Consider the following 486-nt stretch of genomic DNA (forward strand, 5'->3'; position numbering starts at 1 on the left):
ATCGGGGTGGCATCCGTCTCGACCTCACCATCTGCGACGCCACGTCGGGTGGACAGCCGGGCGATACCGGCACGCTCGAACGAGCGGACGGCGGCCGCATCGCGATCGCCGCCACAATCACCGGCGAGACCAAGGACGAGATCATCCATGTGCCGGCGCCGGAGCAGCCGCTCCCCGCAGTCGGCGAAAGGCTGAAGCTCTCGATCGACTGGGAGCGGCGGCACCTTCTGATGCGCATGCATACCGCCTGCCACCTGCTGACCGTCGTTTGCCCGTTTCCGATCACCGGAGCGGCGGTCGCCGAGGACGACAGCCGTGTCGACTTCGATATCCCCGACACCGGCTTCACCAAGGAAGATGTGACGGCCCGGCTGATGGAGCTGGTGCGCGCCGACCATCCGGTCTTCACCCGTTTGATTACCGACGACGAGCTCGCGGCCAATCCCGGCCTGGTCAAATTGAAGAACGTCCGCCCGCCGGGCCGCA

1 protein-coding gene is annotated in these 486 nt (G+C 66.7%); it reads left to right on the top strand.

What is annotated here, in order from left to right:
• Positions 1-486 (top strand): alanyl-tRNA editing protein (locus EOA23_RS35360; protein WP_145966630.1); only part of this gene is annotated, 486 nt, incomplete at both ends.

The organism is Mesorhizobium sp. M2A.F.Ca.ET.042.01.1.1 (assembly GCF_003997405.1).
Lineage (GTDB): Bacteria > Pseudomonadota > Alphaproteobacteria > Rhizobiales > Rhizobiaceae > Mesorhizobium.